The sequence below is a fragment of the Psychrobacter sp. AOP22-C1-C5 genome, from assembly GCF_052378885.1.
Classification (GTDB): Bacteria; Pseudomonadota; Gammaproteobacteria; order Pseudomonadales; family Moraxellaceae; genus Psychrobacter.
Map to the genome: position 1 here is coordinate 19476 of NZ_JBQSYC010000003.1, position 17658 is coordinate 37133.

The window sequence follows — 17658 nt, forward strand, 5'->3', positions numbered from 1 at the left end:
ACATGCTTTAAAGTGGATTGTTTATAAGCGGCTCTGCGCTAATGGCTTGCATTGAATTTCAGATTGAAACCCATCAGTTTTTACCTTAATAAATACTTAGTTTTGAAATAGTTATTTAATCGTTTGCCTATGGGTCAAGCGTTTGAAATAATAGCCGCCATTAACATGCCAGATGTGTGTTTTTCTTATTGCCTGATATTTTATATTACTGTTGAGATGAAGAAATTATATGATCGAATTTAAAGACGTTGGTGTTCGCCGTGATGGTCGTGAATTGTTTGCAGGGGCAAGCTTCCAGCTACATCCGGGCCACAAAGTTGGCTTAACGGGCAATAACGGCACGGGCAAATCTACTTTGTTTGCCTTATTATTGACGCAGATGGGCAAAGGCGAAACTGAGGTCACGCTAGATAGGGGTGAAGTCAGCATCCCTGATAGCTGGCATGTGGCACACATGGCGCAGGAAGTGGGTGCCAGTACCCAAACAGCGATTGATTATGTATTAAGTGGTGATGAACAATGGTACGAGATCAATGCCGCGTTAAATGATTTGAGTAGCGTGAGCGATGAGCAGATTGGAGTGTTGCATCAGCAGTTTGATGAAATTGATGGCTATCGTACGCCTACCAAAGCTGCGCAAATCATGGCGGGTCTGGGGTTTAATACCAATCAACATGAGCTACCAGTAGAAGGGTTTTCGGGTGGCTGGCGCATGCGTTTGAATCTTGCCAAAACCTTGATGAGCCGTGCTGACCTAATGTTGCTTGATGAGCCAACCAACCATTTGGATTTGGACGCCATCTTATGGCTTGAGACATGGATCAACGCGTATACCGGTTTGGTGATTGTCATCTCGCATGATCAGGCCTTTTTAGACGCGACGGTCGGTCATATCTTGCACGTTGAACAGCAAAAGATCACCCTTTATACGGGCAACTACCAGCAGTTCATTCGTACGCGTCATGAGCGTATGGCACAGCAACAGCAGGCATTTGAGAAGCAGCAAGCAACCAAAGCGCATTTGGATGACTTTATTCGTCGTTTCCGCGCCAAGGCCAGTAAAGCCAAACAAGCCCAGAGCCGTATCAAACAGCTTGAGCGTATGGCGGAGCTGTCGCCGATGATGGCGGACAATCCGTTCTCTTTCCGCTTTTATGAGCCAGCAAATATGAGCTCACCGTTGATTGAGCTGACTCAAGCCGACATCGGCTATAGCGACACGCCGCTTTTATACAATGCCAATGTGCAAGTGACCCCTGATACGCGTCTCGGTTTGCTTGGTATGAATGGCGCTGGTAAATCAACGTTGATTAAGGCATTAGTAGGTGAGCTTGGAGTGTTGTCAGGCACGTATCGAGTATCTGACACCATAAAACTGGGCTACTTTAATCAGCATCAAATGGATGTGCTCGATGCTGCAGCCACACCGCTACAAATGATGCGTCGTCTGGCTGGTAAGACATCAGATGCCGAACTGCGCTCTTTTTTAGGCAGTTTTGACTTCCGCGGTGATCGTATCGATACGGTCAGTGAGCTGTTTTCGGGCGGAGAGCGTGCGCGCTTAACGTTGGCACTGATCGTTTGGCAACGTCCGAACGTACTCGTACTTGATGAGCCAACCAACCATTTGGATTTGCAAATGCGTCAGGCGTTGACCATCGCGCTGCAAGGCTTCCAAGGCGCTGTGGTACTGGTTTCGCATGATCGAGAACTGATTGCCAATGTCTGTGACGAGTTGTTTTTGGTACATGATGGTCAAATCGAGGAGTTCGATGGTGACATCGGTGACTATGGTAAATGGCTAGCGGAAAAGCGCAAGCAAGACAACTCATCAGACAAAAGCACCAGTAAGAAAAAGAACAAAAAAGCCAATAAGAAGTTTGTTTCACGTGAAACAAACGATACGCAATCCAATACTTCAGCGTCTACTGGAACCAATAAAGCCTCAAGCGCTGCTTCAAATACAGCGGCATCAACGAATAAAGCATCGGCGCAATCCACGCTGAGTAAAGAAGATCAGCGCAAATTGGCGGCGGAACAACGCAAGTTAACCGCACCTATTCGCCGTGATATTGAGAATACCGAAAAGGCGTTGGCAAAGATCAACGAAAAGCTCAGTGCTCTTGAAGATAAGCTTGCTGATACTACCCTTTATGAAGACAGTCGTAAATCTGACCTACTGGTATTATTAAATGAACAGACGTCACTACAACAACAGCATAGCGACAATGAAGAGATACTATTGCAAGCGATGACGACTCTAGAGGAGATGGAAACAGGTTTTGAATAAAAGGTTTTCAATTAAAACCGCTGCGAATTCTTATCAGCTTATTGATTAATAAAAAGACTAAAAAAAAGGGAAGGCATCTGCCTTCCCTTTTTTTGTTTTATTGCCGACGGTATTTACCATCACCGTAAGAAAGTATTTCCATCGTCGTTGTACACAGTTGACAGTTGATTTGACCAGCAGCAGCCTTTGATAAATCGAGAATACGGCCTCGAATAAAGGGCCCTCTGTCTGTGATTTTTACGACAACGCTCTGCTTTGTCTTTTGATTGGTTACCTGTACCTTTGTACCAAACGGCAAGGTTCTATGCGCAGCTGTTAATGAGTTCATGTTGAAGATGCTACCACTAGCGGTACGCTTACCATGGAACTTACTGCCATAATAGCTGGTGTTACCAGCAAAAACCGTGGTACTCAATAATAGTGATAATGTGACAACCAAAGACTTTATTAAATAAGACATCTAATACCTTTTCGTTATTGAAGAAATAGACAGATACTCTTGCCTATGTTATCCATACTCAATAAGATTATGAATTATATGGGTATTTTACAGATCAGAGCTTGTCATATTCTTACAGACCTGTAAAAGAACTTCCAAGTTCAAAATTATTTTCGATATAAGCGTTCTAACAAATATAAAAACACTCTCTACAGATTTTTTGACTTGGCGAATATCACTTAAGATAGGCTCAAGCGACTTTTACAGTAGTCACCGTCAAGCACTACTACTGTTAATATTTATATAACTGTATTTGTTTTTTTTATTGTTATTATTGAGAGTAGAGTATAGCCATTACGGGTTATGTCCCAGTTAAGCAGGCAAAAAGACAAACATATTTTTATACCATGCCGTTTAGAAGGACATAACAATATCCTAAGCAGGCTTTTATTTTGAGGAAAACAACATGGCAGAGAAAAATTACTATGACATTTTAGGGGTCAAAAAAGACGCCTCAAACGCCGACATTAAAAAAAGATATCGCAAGCTTGTTCGTCAATATCACCCTGATGTCAGCGATGATCCGGACGCGGATAACAAGATTGCCGAGATTAATAACGCTTACGAAACCATCAGAGATAAAGACAAGCGTGCTGAGTATGACGCCATGTTAGATAACCCTTTTGCAGGTCAAGGTGGTGGTTTTTCTGGTCAATCCGCAGGCGGTGAACAGGGTGGTTTTCGCTGGGAAGATATCAAGGATCAGTTTGGTGATGGTGAAGCCTATGGCGAAGGCGGTTTTCGCTTCGATGATATTTTTTCAGCGTTTGGTCGAGGGGCACGTGGATCGACGAATGGACAGACTGGCGGACAGTCGCAGCGTGGGGGCTTTGATCAATTCGGTGGTGGTTTTGGTGCGCAGGACAGCAAAGGTCAAGATCAGCATGCAGAGATTACCGTCGATTTGGCCTCCGTTTATAATGGTGACGACTACAGTATTAAATTAAACGTTCCTGTTCGTCAGCCTAATGGTAGCGTGGAATATGATAACAAAACGCTTAAAATTAAAATCCCTAAAGGTATCACTGACGGTAAACAAATTCGTCTAGCGGGGCAAGGTGCTGCTGGTAGTGGCAATAGTAAAAACGGTGATTTGTTCCTAAAGGTAAAAATTCGTCACGCCGATAACATCCGTATCGAAGGCGCTGATGTTTATCAAACGGTGAACATAGCTCCATGGGAAGCGGCACTGGGTGAGAAAATCAACGTCAGCACGCCAGCTGGTACTCTTACAGTAACTGTTCCCAAAAACAGCAAGTCAGGTAGCAACTTACGCCTAAAAGGTAAAGGTATCCCTGCCAAGCAAGCAGGAGATTTGTATTTAACGTTAAACATCGTCAATCCTGATGTCGACACTGCGGATGCCATCCAAGCGTATGAGCAGCTAAAACAAGCTTTCGCTGATACTCATATTGAACGGTAAAAGTAAAACTTGGTAATAGCTATGAATAATAGCCAAAAACCATTGTAAGAGAGATGAAGAACATACGATAACGATGAAATAAAGTGCCAACGAGGATAATCGCTATGAAACACTCACCTGAATTTACCGATATTATCATGAGCTTAGATGAACTGGTATCTACTTGTGGTCAAGAGCGCCAATGGGTCATTGAATTGATTGAAGAAAATATCATTGAGTATGATGTACCAGAGCGTGAGCAGTTCACCGGCTATCAACTAACGACTGTGCGCCGTGCCTCGCGTCTTAGTCGCGACTTTGATGCGAGCGTCCCTGCTATCGGTTTGATACTTGAGCTACTAGATGAGCTCGAACAGTTACGCCAACTCAAACGTCAACTAGACCAGCAAGCTCCTGTGATTGAAGTAGATATTGATCATTTAAAGTAGTTAATCGACCAATGAATGGTCGCCAATAAAAAATAGCAGACAATAAAAAAGGGCCGTTCAGCCCTTTTTTGGTTTGTAAGAATGCGTTGCTACAGATTAACGTGAATAGGTAGGATCAGCTGCTGCTGTAAATAACACGTCCGTCGATGAGTTCAGGGCAGTCTCCGCTGAGTCTTGTATCACACCAATGATAAAGCCGATTGCAACCACTTGCATGGCGATGTCGTTTGGAATACTAAACAGACTTGCAGCAAGAGGAATCAACAGCAATGAACCACCAGCGACACCAGACGCACCGCAAGCACTAATCGTTGCTACCAAACTCAATAACAGCGCTGACGCAAATGTCACTTCGATACCGAGCGTATGCGCCGCCGCCAACGTCAATACGTTAATGGTAATTGCCGCACCTGCCATATTGATCGTTGCACCTAATGGAATTGTCACCGAATACGTGTCTTCATGCAAACCCAGTTTGCGAGCAAGGTTCATATTGACTGGGATGTTTGCCGCTGAGCTACGAGTAAAGAATGCGGTAATTCCTGACTCACGTAAGCATCTGAAGACCAGTGGATAAGGGTTTTTGCCTGTCTTGATAAGTACGATGAGAGGATTGGCGACCAAAGCGATAAATAGCATACAGCCGATCAATACCAGTAAGATGCGTGCATACCCTGCCAAGGAGGCAAAGCCTGTCTCAGCGACAGTATTTGCAACCAAACCTAAGATACCAAAAGGCGCTAAGGCGATGACCCATTTCACCACTTGCGAGATAGCGTCGGAGAAATCACTGACCACCGCACGCGCAGTGTCGCTGGCCTGGCGTAGAGCAAAACCGATGATGATTGCCCACGCTAAAATACCGATATAATTGGCTTCTGCGATGGCATTAACAGGATTGGCGACCAGATTCATTAGAAGGTTGGTTAATACTTCTTGTAGGTTTGCTGGCGGTACTTGCTCAATTGCGGCATTGACCAACACCAGCTCAGTTGGAAATAAAAAGCTTGCCATGACTGCGGTAAGAGCCGCCAAAAAAGTGCCAAACATGTACATAATCAGCACAGGTTTGACATAGACTTCATTGCCACTGCGATGTTGGCTAATGGCTGCCATGACTAAAATAAAGACCAGTATTGGCGCAACTGCCTTCAAAGCCCCAACGAATAGCGTGCCTAGTAATCCCAATGCAATACCGGCACTTGGCGCTAGCCAACCAATGAGCACTCCTAATATTAAACCAATAATAATTAGCGGTACCAGCCCTATGCGCTGGTACATCGCAATCAATGAACGCATCTATACACCCCTAACTTAGTCAGTAAATAAACAATTGATAGTGAAAACAAAAAAACAATCGGAGGATAGTAGCATTTTTTAAGATAAGCGCCTACCTTTCACCTACCTCGTATAAGAGCGAGGGAAATTGGGATGGTAACGTAGAGGTCGAACTAGAAGGGTGATTAACGTTGAGAACACAGAAAACTTAGAGGTTAGACCTTGAAATGCGTTAGTTCATAGCCCAATTGTTGGTAGCTTTTATACTTGTGCCGACCTTCTTGCACGCTGCTAGGATCCGGTTTTATCAATTCAAGTATTCGAGTGGGGTGCGCATTATTGGTCGTGGTCATAAAGCGATTGACCGGATGGATCGTCGTATTGATCACGATGCCTTTAAAATCGGCTGGCATATGATTACCGAGCAGGACAGGCGTCAGCGATTTGTTATCAGTATCAGCAATGCCAATACCAGCGCTTTCAGTATTATGATTTGGAAGGCGTTGATGCGGTATAAAGCTAGTCGCCTCTTGAGCCCATAGGGCTTCGTCAAGTGTCGACAGCAACGTCTCATCTTCAATAAGAATAAGCACCGACTGAGTGCTTTTATTGAGAGCTGTTTGGCTAAGCTGACAAATAAAGCCCAAGAAATCTTGGGCTTTACTCTCACTTAATACATAAAAACTGATGTTCATAAAACACTTATGCCATGTTTGCGCTGTTTTTTAAGTATTGCATAAATAGAGGGACAGGGCGACCAGTTGCCGCTTTGTTTTGGCCTGAGTTCCATGCCGTGCCAGCGATGTCTAAATGCGCCCATGCCTGACCTTCTTCTACAAAGCGTGACAAGAAGCAAGCTGCGGTCACAGCGCCTGCGCCTTTGCCACCGATGTTTTGCATATCAGCGATAGGTGAGTCGAGCTGTGCTTGATATTCATCATCCATCGGCATGTGCCAGATAAGGTCACCTGATAGATTGCTGGCGTTTTCTAGATCAAACAACACGTCTTCGTCATTACTAAAGACCGCTGAGCGTACATGACCCAAAGCCACCACACAAGCGCCCGTCAATGTTGCTACATCAATAATGGCTTTTGGCTGATAGCGCTGCACGTAGCATAAGGTATCTGCCAATACCAATCGGCCTTCAGCATCGGTGTTTAGAATTTCAACAGATTTGCCGTTCATGGCTTTGACGATATCGCCAGGGCGAGTGGCATCACCTGATGGCATGTTTTCAGCGCAAGCTAAGGCACCCACGACATTAATTGGTAGACGTGCTTCACATAAGGCTTTAATCGTACCTAATACTGAGGCTGAACCACCCATGTCAAACTTCATCTCATCCATTGCTGCACCGGGCTTGATTGAGATACCGCCTGAGTCAAAGGTCACACCTTTACCAACTAAGACGATAGGCGCATCATTATTTGCTGTTTGGGCATTAGCATCGCTATTTTTGTCAGTCTTTTTGGTAGCTTTCTTAGTAGGCAGTTTATCAGCCAGTGCTTTTAGACCGCCCGTTACTTTGGCGCTATTCGTAGCTGTTTTATCAGTATGAGTATCAGCATGGGCACTAAAAGCTGATTTGCCCTGATATTCCATCAATACCAGTTTACCTTCTTTGGTTGAGCCCTGTGCAACGGCTAGGAAGCAATGCATGCCCAGTGCTGACATTTCTTTTTCGCCCAATACCGTGACTTTGAGAAGGTCAGGATAAGTTTTTGCCAGTTCTTGTGCTTGTTCTGCCATGTAAGCTGGGAAGCAAATGTTACCCGGCTCATTAGCAACATCACGAGTGAGACTCTGACCTGTGAATACCGCTTGGGCAAACTCTAACGACGCTTGCAATGATTTGTCAGCAAGTAAATAGACATCCGTCAATACAGGTGTGTTTTGCTCAGATTTGTATTTATCAAAACGATACGTCGCAGCCAACAAGTTAAGGGCAAACTGACCAAATTGGTTTTCTTCCAAAGTATCACCCAAAGCTACGGTGATAGAGTCGACACGTTTTTGTGTGCTTTGATAAATGGTGTTGGCGATTTTTTGCAATACGCTGTGGCTAAGCTTATCAACGCTACCGACGCCGACCAATAGTAATTGTACTGGGTTTTGCTTGGTGGTTTTTTTATCGCCTGCCAATGCATAATCGGCTACGGTTTCACAAGCTTTGCCATTGAAGTGCGACACTTCAATCAGTTGCTCAATACGTGTCTGGTAGTCACTTAAGACTGACTCAGCCAAGATATTTTTCTTGTCGTCGATTAAAACAACGAGGCAATCCGCGTCTTTACTTTTGGCTTCTTTTTTAAGTATTTTTTGCGTATGCGTTTTTGGCAAGCTTTGTGTTAATTGAATATTCATATAATTATCCTTATTAGAGTTATAAAAATGCAGGTTTTATTTGATTGGTTATACCTGTTAAATTGTCTGGCTGTCGAGCCACCACCGTAGTGTAGCATATTGCGAGACAAGTGCGCAGTGAGTAAGGCTTAGGTAATATGTTCGAACAACTTTGCTATGCTGGTTTACGTTTGACGGTATTGCCGAGGCAAATTTGTACCAGCATTACATTGCACTATAGTTAACATATAAAGAGTTCTATACTTTATTAAAATACCAAAACAAAGGTTTTGAAAGTATTGAGTTAGCCATTTACCAAGTCATCGGTCGTTACTAATGTGGCAAATCTGTCTTGTAGTGCTGCCATCGCGGCATCATGCACAACCTCGGCGTTGATCGTTTCTTCTTTGGCGTTAGGCAAGGCGCGAGTGGCACAGGCATCATGACAAACAAAATTTTGAAAGCCCAAGTCAAACGCGGCTCTAACGCTTGAGCTGACGCACATATGGCTCATAAACCCTGCAAAAATAATTTGCGACTTATTCGCATCACTAATCAATGTTTGTAGCTGCGTGTTATAAAAGGCATTGGGATGTTTTTTGACGATGGTTGTTTCATTGGTTTTGTCACTGTCACTGTCACTGTCACTGTCATGCGGCTGTAACGCATCGACAATCTCAACGTTGGCTGATAAAGGGTCAAACACATTGCCATTGTCTTCACCGTGATGAGTGATATGAAAGATAGGAATGTTTTGATCACGCGCTTTATCAAGCAACAGACGCGCATTTCCAATCGCATCTGCACCTGCTTGTCCTAAGGGCATAGCGCCATTGACGTATTCATTTTGATAGTCAATTAAGACAAGAGCACAATTTGACCAATCAAGCGGTTCAAATTCGCCGCCAGCGAGTTCAAGTAAGGTAGAGGGCGTAGACATGGTAGTCTCCTTGAGTGATAAACAAATAATGATTGAAGATTCATCAGTTTAGCAATTAACACCAAAGATACGGGCTCAATGATACGAATGATAAACAAAGCTTTCCAAAGTCAATAAAGCAAAAGCTTACGGCAAGAAATGCACTGAGTTTTAGACAGCGATATATTTTAGCGTCTTCTTATTTACTGTTTATTGTCTTTACTACAACCCATCATCTGTTGCGATCAGTAAGGTCAAAGCAATTTTTTTCAAACACATTTCACAGCCATTTTTGAGCAAAATATGCTACGATTAGCGGTTATCTTTATCGCGAGTATTTGTAGATATCGCTGATAACTGCGCCTGTTATTTTTGTACCTGTTTAAGTATTTGACTGGGCAGTACTGCGTTTATAATACTCAACTATCGCGCTTCGTTTTGTCCATGATCTGTCAAGCATTATGCGATGAATGCGCGAATACCAACCCATTAAGAGTGCCTATTGTGATATTACGCCGCTATATGACGCAACAAGTTGCCTCAACGACCGCTTTGGTATTGGGGTTTTTAGTGGTGATGATGCTCGGCGGTCGTTTGATTCGTTACTTTGGCATTGCAGCGGAAGGCAATCTAGACATCAGCTTGTTATTTACCATCATCGGTTATAACTTGCCATACTTTTTAGAGTTAATTTTGCCATTGGCGTTTTTTATCGCATTGATGCTGGTATTCGGGCGCTTGTACGTCGATCAAGAAATGGCCGTCATCAATGCCAGCGGTGTGTCACGCGGCAGGCTTGCGCGATTGATGACTCCATTGATATTGGCGTTGTTTGTGGGTGAGGCGGCCCTATCCATTGTCGGCAAACCGTGGGGCGTGCGTTCATCTGAGAGTGTGTGGCAGCAGCAGGCCTTGACCAGCGCTTTCGATTTAATTCGCCCCAATCAGTTCATAAGTAGTGGCAATTATCATTTGTATGTAGGCAGTTTGAGTGATGATAAAAAACAACTGCAAGATGTGATACTTATCCAGTCTGAACCTCAAGCAAAGGGCGATACAGCTGATGATGAGCTGGATAAAAGTGCGGCTGTGGATGTTAATAACCGTATTGATCCAGAGACTGCCGAGCAATTAAATATTCCAGAGTTACCAAACGCGCTGATAGGCAATAACGCGATTAGTAAAGACACCATTACGCTGGCCAAACGCGCTGAACAAGTAGAAACTGGCAGTAATGGCGTGACCCAATTGGACTTATTCCAAGGTCGCCGTTATGAAGTTGGCGCAGGCAGTCTGAAATACAATCAAGTGGGCTTTGATCGCTACCGGATCACGTTGACAGAATCTTCAAAAGAAGTCGTTACCGAAAACAATATCGAAACCCAAGCGATTGGCCCATTGTGGCAAGCCGCAACGGGTGGTACGCAAGTGGGCAGTGACAATGCGCTGCGTGCGGCACAAGGTGAGCTTGGTTATCGCTTGGCGTTGCCATGGCTTATGATCATTGCGCCCATGCTCGCGGTGCCACTTGCACAAGTACGTCCGCGTCAAGGTCGTTGGCTGCGTCTGTTTCCTTCTATCTTATTATTTGTCAGCTGCGCACTTGGTATCATTTCGCTCAAAAATGCCGTGAGCAAAGGCAGCGTTAGCGTGTGGGCATATGCGTGGTTTATTTTAGGATTTATGGCATTGGCACTTTATATGAATTGGGGTAGCCGCGTGCAGCATCGATTGCGCTTTCGCAAACAAGAAAACGCGCGTTTAACGACTGTTGATCATCAAGGTAATGGCTCGCAAGGAGGGCAGTCTTAATGCGTTCCTTATTCTCAAAATCTGCAGCTACTGAGCAATTGGCCAAAATGCCTAGTAATCTAAAAGTGCTTAGCCGTTATGTCAAACTCAATGCCTTGCTTGCTATTATTGGCGCAGTCGTGGGTTTGTGGGCATTACAGTTGGTGTTTTCTTATTTGTCTGAGCTGGATTCATTGGATGACAGATATACGATGGGTGAAGCCATCAAGTACATCTTTTATCGCTCGCCCTACTTTTTAGAGCAGTTTATTCCAACAGGGGCATTACTTGGCGCGGTCGTCGGCTTAGGGTTGCTCGCAAATAAAAGCGAGCTGGTCGTGATGCGCGCAGCTGGGGTAAGTGTTTATCGCATTGTCAGTTGGGTGTTACAGCCCGCCTTGATTTTTGTCCTTTTGGCATTGGCAATCAACCAATTTGTCTTGCCCGCCTCTAACCAATTGGCAAAAGAGATTAACGATCAGGATAGCCGCTCGTTGGTCACATCGGTGCGTGGGTATTGGACGGTGCAGCCACGCTTTGAGACTTCAAAAGATGGTGATACCAAGCCTGATGGCAGCGATATTTTGTATATCGATTATGCCGATGTCAAAGGCAATATCGGTGAAGTAAAGCGCTGGCATTTGGATAATAGCGGTAATTTGCAGACAGCCGTTCACGCTGAGAACGGACAATATATCGGTCGCGAACCAATAGATAGTACTGACAGCGAACCAAGTGAGCAGTATCGCTACGAGTGGCAACTGAACAATATGACTAAGCTCACGATCAATCAAGGGTTTGAGAGCAGCCAGGCCGTTGCACCATCTGATACGTTAAGTCTGCCATTTGCGCCTGAATCTGTGTATTTGCTCACTCGCGAAGCAGAGGATTTGTCGTTGACCCAGTTGTACGAGCATCGTCAATTTATGCGTCAACAAGGCACGCGCTCTTTGAGTCATGAGCTGGCGTTTTGGCAAAAGTTGCTGTCTCCTTTATCCATCTTATCGCTGGTAATTGTGGCTTGTTCATTCGTTTTTGGCTCGTTACGGACGCACAGTTTGGGCTTGCGTATAGTCGTCGCCCTCTTATTCGGCTTGCTGTTCAGTTACGTGCAAGACTTGGTTGGTTTCGTCTCGCTTGCGACTGGATTTTCACCATTGTTAATGGTGATATTACCGATTATCGCGAGTGCGATATTGGGTGGATATTTACTCAAACGGCAGATGTAAAACAGAGCCGTCCGCCATAAAAAACCCCACCAAGACAGTATTGTTTTGGTGGGGTTTTTTATTTTTGACGTATTGTAACGTCGCAACGATATGTCGTAGCGATATATAGCTGCTTGCCATCAACGCTCGTTGTTCTCATCAGAAGCAAGCACCGTTTGCGTACTTGTCCAAGTGTATTTGCCGTAGCGCTTATTATCAAGACGCTCAAGTTGACCGCGCCCACTAAACATATCTCGAAGATATTGCATGCCTTGCCAAGCAGGAAACACGTCTTTTTTCTGAGTGTCCAGTTTATGTGCTAGGGCAATGAGTAAGCCAAGCCGTTTCATCCCACCCGCGCGCAACGTCTTGTAGCGAGAGTCAGTCAAGTTTGACATGATTTTGGCCAGTTCGTTGGCGCTTACAATATCCCCTGAAATTCTCAGAATACGTGGGGCGTCAGCATCCATAGCAGCCAGTGCTGTGAAATGGGCGGCATCATCCTTGGTGGTAAAGTTTAGATCTTGATTGGGATTGCCCCAATATAAAATGCGGTTAAATTTTTTCAAAATGATGGGCGCTTCTCCTGTGAGCAAATCAGTAAAGGCCCCGCACAATATTGAAGTTGCTTGAATGGGTGCAGCGTCTAGCCGTTTTTTAAAGTCACGCCTAATATCCATATTCCTATTTTCTCCTGCTATCGTCTTGGTAAAGTCTAGCGAAAAATCAGAAGGAATAAAGCGGGGAACGCCTGCTTTAATGGCGGCATTTAACAAATCTCCTTGGACATTAATAAGCACAGGTTCAAGGCCATTCAGCGTTGATATGACGCAGTGCACGTTTTCCAACGCAGCAGTCAATGCTGAGGGATCATTGAAATCAACAAGATTAATATCTGCACCCTTTTGTTTGATTATTTGGCAAACGTCAAAGGAGGTCTCTTTGCGAATAAGGGCGCGCACGCTCACGCCTTGTTGACATAATGCTTCGATGACCCGCAGACCCAGATCGCCGCTGCCACCAGCAATTGCAAAAATTCTATGATCGTTGTTTGTCGATAGTGCTGTTTGTTTTGCCATGAGAGAAATACCTAGTAAGAGTTGAGTGGTGAGTCGCTTAAGAAATAGTCTTTTTCAGTGACGTGGTTGAAAAATCAAACTTACCCTAGTTGATTAACTGTAATGCTTTTAAACACGACATCGTATCGTCAACTCTCTGGTCAAGTGAGCTTTTGGTGTCGCCAAGTAGCATTCTCATTAAATAAGGTATAAAAACCATATCGATGAATTTGTCTGCAATGAGCCTAGCATGATGGATGGCATCGCTGTTTAGCGTTGGGACAAGCGCCTCTGAAATCATCGCGACAGCGGCTTCGCGACCAATATAATCTACTTCACGAATCAGAACGCCATGACGTGGCGCTTCTGTAATATAAAGACGCATTAGTCCCAAAGGTACGGGTTTAGTTGCTTCTCTAATCATTTTTTGACCGACTAGACGCAAGGTGTCTTCAGTAGATAACCCCTCGGACAAATCTGCTGTTGAGGCCATGGCAGAGGTGACATTTGCTCGAATCATGGCCTCAAAAAGATCGGACTTGGTACTATAGCGAGCGTACAAGGTTGGTTTGCTCACGTTTGCTTTATTTGCTATGGCTTCAAACGTTGTCCCATCCACCCCATGTTCAAGAAATAAAGCAGTTGCTGCCACCAAAATACGAGCGTCTATCTTGGCAACTTCTGAAAGTGAAGGTCGTCCACCTTTGCGCTTTGGTGGCTGAGTAGCGTTGGTCATTCAAATCTCTCATGTACATTTATAAATACTATAATTTAACTAAACGAATAAGTTTAGATTAATTATAGGGCTTCTTATGTGAAAACGATAGTGATTTTCAAATTTTAAGTATTTATCATGAATTAGAATGGATAATGGGCAACTTTAATAGAAAATAGATAGCAGATCGATGATTTTTTAATTGTAATTTAAGTATACGATGACGTATAGTTAAGTGGCTTTTATAACAAACGTGTGTCTCCCTACTATCCTCTGATATTTAATCAAGGAAAAAACATGCCAAATACAATCCAGCCTTTCATTTTAGACATACCTCAGTCCGCCATTGATGACCTAAAAGAGCGCTTGTCTCGTACGCGTTGGCCAACCGAAAGTCCTGTCGAAGACGGCAGACAAGGGCCACCACTTGCCAAAATGCGTGAGCTTGTAGAATATTGGCGTGAGCAGTACGATTGGCGGCGCTGTGAGCAGTTACTGAACGATTGGGGTCAATATGTCACCGAAATAGATGGGGTCTCTATCCATTTTCTACATATTCGTTCGTCACACAAGGAGGCGATGCCGCTACTTATGACACATGGCTGGCCGGGTTCAGTGCTAGAGTTTCGCCATGTTATTGATCGTTTGGTAAATCCTACCCAATATGGTGGGTCTGTAGAAGATGCCTTTCATTTGATAATCCCTTCTATGCCAGGGTTTGGCTTTTCGGGCAAACCTGATGAGTCTGGTTGGAATCCAATGAGAATTGCGAGCGCATGGACGGTCTTGATGCAACGTTTGAGTTATGAGCGATGGTCGGCTCAAGGCGGTGATTGGGGTGCGATGGTTACTATGATATTGGGTCATATGGCACCAAGTGAGATTGCGGGTATTCATCTTAACTTTGTACCTTTTAAGCCTACGGATACAGAAATTGCAAATGCTGATGCCAATGAAAAAGCTATGCTGGCAGACGCGAAACGCTATGATGAACAATTCTCAGCCTATATGAAGCTGCAATGCTCAAGACCGCAATCAGTTGCTTTCTCGCTTGCCGACTCTCCCGTGGGGCTTGCCACTTGGATTTATGCGCTTTTTCAGGATGTTTCGGATAGCGACGGCAGTCCAGAGACGGTGTTCTCTTTTGATGAGATGATAGATGACATCATGCTTTATTGGTTACCCAATGCCGGACCGAGTTCGGTGCGTCTTTACTGGGAAGCGGCGCAAGCAATGGGTACCGATGATATGTCGCAGCCTATCATGCAAACTCCGATCGGTATTTCTATGTTTAAAGGCGAGCAAGTGCGACTGTCACGTCGCTGGGCTGACGCCCGATTTGACAATATCGTGCATTTTGCTGAGCATGAAAAGGGCGGGCACTTTGCCGCAATGGAGGCGCCTGAGGCGTTCGTCAATGACTTACGTGAGACGTTTCGTTCACTACGCTAATTCAAAAGAGATAGCAGGATTAGAACGCCAATATCTGTGACAGTAAAGCCGTCTTTTTCATAGCAGGCTCGACTTTCACAAATATTGTGCTGAAGTACGATGTTTTAAATGCTGTGTGTTTTAAGCACGATGCTTAAAGACATGCGTAATGATTTGCAGTGGCGCAGGAATGGAGGATTTATTAATCTTTGGTCGCCATAGTAATCGTATACGTTTTACCTTGTTTGACCTTTTCGCTATTACCAAACACTTCGGTAAATGAGCGTTTCATAAACTGCCGCAAACCATTGATCGTCACCACATAAAAACGTCCACCCTGACGCATGCGTGCATGAGCATCGAGGAAATATAGATAATGCTGCTCTTTGCCAACTTTGGCTGGCAAGTTTGACATAACAAGGCTAAAGTCTTTGTCTTTTGCCACATGATTAAAGCCGTTTGATAAATGCACATCGACATTCTCTAAACCGTTTTTCTCACAATTTAGGCGTGCATATTCCACTGCCATAAAGTCTTTATCGATCAAGGTATGCTGACCATTCGGGCATTCGCGCGCTGCTGCCATACCAAGCACGCCATAACCACAGCCCAAATCTATCGAATCATCGTCCGCTTGAAAATCGACATAATCAAGTAGCATCAAGCTGCCATCATCGAGCTTTTGCGGTGAAAAAATACCCCACGTGGTCGCAAAATCAAATGGCTTACCTAGCACGTCTTGGCGAAAGTTAATATCTTCGCGCCAGTGTTGGGCATTTTTTAGCAGGTCAGCAGGCGGTCTATGTTTCATGAGATTCTCAAATAATAGATAAATAAAAGGTGGTGCGCTGCCAATCAGTAGCGTGCACGGTATAACGAGTATTGTAACGAGAAAAGGGGCGGTTTGCAGCTATGGATTGATAGAATTGTATAGTGAGGTTTTAAATGGCGTTGATAGGATTATAATTTCACGTTAATAGAAATAGAATCTCAACTTTTTAATTTTGTTTAGGATAAACATCTTTGAATCAGATATTAGAGTTTTACTCACTTTTAGGCGAAAGTTTAAAAAACAATGGTATTGACGAAAAAGCTTTACCAATTAGTGAAGCAAACACAATGTTAGCTCTATATCTTTCTAATAACGTTCTTGTGTTAGGTGGTGATCTCTACGTTAAAAAAATGGATAAAGGTTTCGAGTTGTTTTATGCAGATTGGTTCTACGAAGGAGACGGTGTCGAAGATAGTATAAATAAAGCTAAAAGTTATTTAGAACAGTTTGGAAGAAAAGACTTGTATGTCTCTTTCGTAGTTAAATAGATCGGGTTAACATGATATATCGAATTAGTAAAAAAATGGTAGGTCATCTACTAAGGTAAAATATGGATAAGCTCATACAAAATGTGTTATTAGATTTGAAGAGACAAGTAGTTAGTGATTATCAACCTATCGAGGTATCTACAAAAGCTATGAGTTTTTTACTCAAATATTCTCATGAAATACCTTATGAGTTTCATAGCGATTTACACAGTTTAATTGCAATGGATATGGGTGATGAGTTTATCTTACCGCAAAGCGAGTGTGTCCAAATAATTGATAGATTGCTTACTCTTAAGTCGTCTGGTGAAAGTTAAGAGACTATGTTTGAAGGTAACATACCTATTTGACCGATCCACTTTTGAATTAGACAAACTGTGAATCAGTATAGTAGATATTCGGTTATTTCTTACTTAGGATACCAAAGGCTACTAGTTTATCGCCAACAAACCCCAGACTGATACCACCGTTAGTACTAACAGTGTTTACATCATAAGTTTTTAGGAGTAGATTTTTTGAATATTCAATTTGATAATTGTTAAGGTACCTTAAGATAATTTCTTGGTCTATAGGCATATACTCAATAGGCTCTCTATAATAGTGAATTTTTTGATAATCAAATGTAAAACCCACCACCATCCTGTTTAGAATATAGATCTGTAAAACACCATAAGAACATATTTCGTAATTTTTACCTTTCTGCGGCTCATGTTCTAAAGGCTCGCCAAACACACTTATGACATGAAGCTTACTTGCTCCTAATTCTAAACCCTTAAATTTTTTTATTACTATGAATTCTTCAACGTCTTGAAACGATACTCTAATCATTCTTCTCTCTTAATTAACTGCAAAGTAATATTGTTGTTCTTATTAACCAAAATTTCAGCTTATATAAGATTGTCTGCTTAAACCGCATATTTAATTACAGTGCTGTAACTACGAATGGGAGACTATG

Annotated in this window: 17 protein-coding genes; 8 read left to right on the plus strand and 9 right to left on the minus strand. The window is 43.5% G+C overall.

What is annotated here, in order from left to right; genetic code table 11:
• Positions 1-229: 229 nt before the first annotated feature.
• Positions 230-2290 (plus strand): ATP-binding cassette domain-containing protein, encoded by a 2061-nt coding sequence (locus tag ACT3TH_RS04830; RefSeq protein WP_444754728.1) that lies wholly within the window; start codon positions 230-232, stop codon positions 2288-2290.
• Between the two features lie 97 nt (positions 2291-2387).
• Here ACT3TH_RS04830 and ACT3TH_RS04835 read toward each other — a convergent pair whose 3' ends face one another.
• The gene (locus ACT3TH_RS04835; RefSeq protein WP_444754729.1) at positions 2388-2750 is read right to left on the minus strand and encodes a septal ring lytic transglycosylase RlpA family protein; all 363 of its coding nucleotides are present in this window, start codon (positions 2748-2750) and stop codon (positions 2388-2390) included.
• Between the two features lie 445 nt (positions 2751-3195).
• Here ACT3TH_RS04835 and ACT3TH_RS04840 point away from each other — a divergent pair, with 445 nt between their 5' ends.
• Positions 3196-4212 carry a DnaJ C-terminal domain-containing protein gene (locus ACT3TH_RS04840; RefSeq protein WP_444754730.1) on the plus strand — a complete coding sequence of 339 codons (1017 nt, stop codon included), beginning with the start codon at positions 3196-3198 and terminating at the stop codon, positions 4210-4212.
• 104 nt (positions 4213-4316) lie between these two features.
• The gene (locus tag ACT3TH_RS04845; protein WP_444754731.1) at positions 4317-4640 is read left to right on the plus strand and encodes a chaperone modulator CbpM; all 324 of its coding nucleotides are present in this window, start codon (positions 4317-4319) and stop codon (positions 4638-4640) included.
• A gap of 96 nt (positions 4641-4736) precedes the next feature.
• Here ACT3TH_RS04845 and sstT read toward each other — a convergent pair whose 3' ends face one another.
• From sstT to ACT3TH_RS04865, 4 genes are all read right to left on the minus strand, one after another.
• A complete protein-coding gene (gene sstT, locus ACT3TH_RS04850) occupies positions 4737-5939 on the minus strand; it encodes a serine/threonine transporter SstT (RefSeq protein WP_444754732.1) in 1203 nt (400 codons plus the stop codon).
• Positions 5940-6133: 194 nt separating this feature from the next.
• On the minus strand, positions 6134-6613 hold the full coding sequence (locus ACT3TH_RS04855) for a DNA polymerase III subunit chi (RefSeq protein WP_444754733.1): 480 nt from the start codon (positions 6611-6613) through the stop codon (positions 6134-6136).
• 7 nt (positions 6614-6620) lie between these two features.
• The gene (locus tag ACT3TH_RS04860) at positions 6621-8285 is read right to left on the minus strand and encodes a leucyl aminopeptidase (protein WP_444754734.1); all 1665 of its coding nucleotides are present in this window, start codon (positions 8283-8285) and stop codon (positions 6621-6623) included.
• Positions 8286-8568: 283 nt separating this feature from the next.
• Positions 8569-9204, minus strand: a complete 636-nt coding sequence (locus ACT3TH_RS04865; RefSeq protein WP_444754735.1) for a cysteine hydrolase family protein — start codon at positions 9202-9204, stop codon at positions 8569-8571.
• A gap of 501 nt (positions 9205-9705) precedes the next feature.
• On the opposite strand from ACT3TH_RS04865, the gene ACT3TH_RS04870 reads away from it, so the two are divergent.
• Positions 9706-10995 carry an LPS export ABC transporter permease LptF gene (locus tag ACT3TH_RS04870; RefSeq protein ID WP_444754736.1) on the plus strand — a complete coding sequence of 430 codons (1290 nt, stop codon included), beginning with the start codon at positions 9706-9708 and terminating at the stop codon, positions 10993-10995.
• Positions 10995-12203, plus strand: a complete 1209-nt coding sequence (gene lptG / locus ACT3TH_RS04875) for an LPS export ABC transporter permease LptG (protein ID WP_444754737.1) — start codon at positions 10995-10997, stop codon at positions 12201-12203. The genes ACT3TH_RS04870 and lptG overlap by 1 nt, the downstream gene beginning before the upstream one ends.
• A 119-nt stretch (positions 12204-12322) precedes the next feature.
• Here lptG and ACT3TH_RS04880 read toward each other — a convergent pair whose 3' ends face one another.
• Together ACT3TH_RS04880 and ACT3TH_RS04885 are read right to left on the minus strand one after the other, a co-directional pair.
• Positions 12323-13261 carry an NmrA family NAD(P)-binding protein gene (locus tag ACT3TH_RS04880; RefSeq protein WP_444754738.1) on the minus strand — a complete coding sequence of 313 codons (939 nt, stop codon included), beginning with the start codon at positions 13259-13261 and terminating at the stop codon, positions 12323-12325.
• An 85-nt stretch (positions 13262-13346) separates the two neighbouring features.
• Positions 13347-13976 carry a TetR/AcrR family transcriptional regulator gene (locus ACT3TH_RS04885; RefSeq protein WP_444754739.1) on the minus strand — a complete coding sequence of 210 codons (630 nt, stop codon included), beginning with the start codon at positions 13974-13976 and terminating at the stop codon, positions 13347-13349.
• A 276-nt stretch (positions 13977-14252) separates the two neighbouring features.
• Here ACT3TH_RS04885 and ACT3TH_RS04890 point away from each other — a divergent pair, with 276 nt between their 5' ends.
• On the plus strand, positions 14253-15407 hold the full coding sequence (locus tag ACT3TH_RS04890; RefSeq protein ID WP_444754740.1) for an epoxide hydrolase family protein: 1155 nt from the start codon (positions 14253-14255) through the stop codon (positions 15405-15407).
• 181 nt (positions 15408-15588) lie between these two features.
• On the opposite strand, the gene ACT3TH_RS04895 is transcribed toward ACT3TH_RS04890, so the two are convergent.
• Complete coding sequence (locus ACT3TH_RS04895) at positions 15589-16197, minus strand: class I SAM-dependent methyltransferase (RefSeq protein ID WP_444754741.1); 609 nt, start codon at positions 16195-16197, stop codon at positions 15589-15591.
• Positions 16198-16409: 212 nt separating this feature from the next.
• On the opposite strand from ACT3TH_RS04895, the gene ACT3TH_RS04900 reads away from it, so the two are divergent.
• Positions 16410-16706 (plus strand): hypothetical protein, encoded by a 297-nt coding sequence (locus ACT3TH_RS04900; protein WP_444754742.1) that lies wholly within the window; start codon positions 16410-16412, stop codon positions 16704-16706.
• Positions 16707-16768: 62 nt separating this feature from the next.
• Positions 16769-17020, plus strand: coding sequence for a hypothetical protein (locus tag ACT3TH_RS04905; protein WP_444754743.1), 252 nt, complete (start codon positions 16769-16771; stop codon positions 17018-17020).
• A gap of 85 nt (positions 17021-17105) precedes the next feature.
• Here ACT3TH_RS04905 and ACT3TH_RS04910 read toward each other — a convergent pair whose 3' ends face one another.
• A complete protein-coding gene (locus tag ACT3TH_RS04910) occupies positions 17106-17531 on the minus strand; it encodes a hypothetical protein (protein WP_444754744.1) in 426 nt (141 codons plus the stop codon).
• Between the last annotated feature and the right edge of the window lie 127 nt (positions 17532-17658).

Coding starts and splice junctions, on each gene's coding strand:
- ACT3TH_RS04905 (WP_444754743.1), top strand. CDS start 16,769: ATGGATAAGCTCATACAAAATGTGTTATTAGATTTGAAGAGACAAGTA.
- ACT3TH_RS04880 (WP_444754738.1), bottom strand. CDS start 13,261: ATGGCAAAACAAACAGCACTATCGACAAACAACGATCATAGAATTTTT.
- lptG (WP_444754737.1), top strand. CDS start 10,995: ATGCGTTCCTTATTCTCAAAATCTGCAGCTACTGAGCAATTGGCCAAA.
- ACT3TH_RS04885 (WP_444754739.1), bottom strand. CDS start 13,976: ATGACCAACGCTACTCAGCCACCAAAGCGCAAAGGTGGACGACCTTCA.
- ACT3TH_RS04845 (WP_444754731.1), top strand. CDS start 4,317: ATGAAACACTCACCTGAATTTACCGATATTATCATGAGCTTAGATGAA.
- ACT3TH_RS04865 (WP_444754735.1), bottom strand. CDS start 9,204: ATGTCTACGCCCTCTACCTTACTTGAACTCGCTGGCGGCGAATTTGAA.
- ACT3TH_RS04830 (WP_444754728.1), top strand. CDS start 230: ATGATCGAATTTAAAGACGTTGGTGTTCGCCGTGATGGTCGTGAATTG.
- ACT3TH_RS04840 (WP_444754730.1), top strand. CDS start 3,196: ATGGCAGAGAAAAATTACTATGACATTTTAGGGGTCAAAAAAGACGCC.
- ACT3TH_RS04890 (WP_444754740.1), top strand. CDS start 14,253: ATGCCAAATACAATCCAGCCTTTCATTTTAGACATACCTCAGTCCGCC.
- sstT (WP_444754732.1), bottom strand. CDS start 5,939: ATGCGTTCATTGATTGCGATGTACCAGCGCATAGGGCTGGTACCGCTA.
- ACT3TH_RS04860 (WP_444754734.1), bottom strand. CDS start 8,285: ATGAATATTCAATTAACACAAAGCTTGCCAAAAACGCATACGCAAAAA.
- ACT3TH_RS04910 (WP_444754744.1), bottom strand. CDS start 17,531: ATGATTAGAGTATCGTTTCAAGACGTTGAAGAATTCATAGTAATAAAA.
- ACT3TH_RS04870 (WP_444754736.1), top strand. CDS start 9,706: ATGACGCAACAAGTTGCCTCAACGACCGCTTTGGTATTGGGGTTTTTA.
- ACT3TH_RS04895 (WP_444754741.1), bottom strand. CDS start 16,197: ATGAAACATAGACCGCCTGCTGACCTGCTAAAAAATGCCCAACACTGG.
- ACT3TH_RS04855 (WP_444754733.1), bottom strand. CDS start 6,613: ATGAACATCAGTTTTTATGTATTAAGTGAGAGTAAAGCCCAAGATTTC.
- ACT3TH_RS04835 (WP_444754729.1), bottom strand. CDS start 2,750: ATGTCTTATTTAATAAAGTCTTTGGTTGTCACATTATCACTATTATTG.